This is a genomic window from Luteibacter sp. KNZ12-1A (assembly GCF_056755675.1).
Genome location: NZ_JBPGXU010000198.1, coordinates 1 through 963, shown reverse-complemented (window position 1 = coordinate 963; position 963 = coordinate 1). Strand labels below are relative to the sequence as shown.

Here is a 963-nt window from a genome sequence, read left to right as displayed (position 1 = left end):
AGATGTGTATAAGAGACAGGGCGAGCACCCATCGCCGACAAGGTCGGCTCCCACAAGAGCTGCTGCCACACACATGGTTCTTAGACGATGTCGCCGAGGATCCGGAGGGCCGTGTCCTTCTGCATCTGCGAGCCTTCGGCGAGCACTTCGTCGAGCATCAGGCGGGCGCCTTCGGCGTCGCCCATGTCGAGGTAGGCGCGGGCCAGGTCGAGCTTGGTATCGACCGGGTCGTCGCTGAAGCTCTCCGGACCGTGGTCCTCTAGCGGCTCTTCGTCCGGGAAGGTCGGTTCGTCGAAACGGGGCACGTGACCTGCCGTCGTGGCCGGCTCGGCATGGCCACGGGAAGCGAGGTCATGCTCGTCCTCGAACGACCAGGTCGAGGGTTCCTCGTCCTTGCCGGCCGTTTCATTACCGGCGGCCGCCTTGCCGTTCGTCTCGTGCGGCTCGGCATAAGGCGATTCCGGCGCATCGACATCGAACACGCCCGGGGCGTTCGGACGGCGATCCGCTTCGGCGCGCTGCACCGGCGTCAGGTCGAAGTTGAAATGGTATTCGCTGTGCTTCTGCGGCGCCGGTTTCTGCGGGGGTTCTTCCTCGTCCGGACCGGTGACGTAGTTGCCGAGGTCGAATTCCTCGAGTGCGGCGACTTCGTCCTCGTTGTGCGGACGCGAGGCCGTATAGGTGTCCTCGTACGGCTCCTCGATCTCGTCGACGGGGACGCCACCGAACAACGGATGGCTCGGTGCGAGGTCCTCGCCCATCATCATCACTTCGCGCCATTCCGGCTGCTCCGGATCGGCGACGTGGGCGAACATGGCTTCGGCCGCGGCTTCGAAATGCTCGACGTCGCGGCGGCCGTAGTAGAGGCTCACCAGTTCGAGGTGCAGGCCGATGTCGTCCGGATGCTCGGCCAGCGCGTCGAGTATTTCGCGCTGGTCCTGGTCCTGTCTCTTATACACATCT

1 protein-coding gene is annotated in these 963 nt (G+C 64.6%); it reads right to left on the bottom strand.

Translation table 11 applies throughout. The features are described from left to right. Positions 1-80: 80 nt before the first annotated feature. Positions 81-963, bottom strand: an 883-nt coding sequence (locus ACR9ZJ_RS19320) for a motility hub landmark protein FimV (protein WP_481288682.1), incomplete at its 5' end; no start/stop codon positions are given.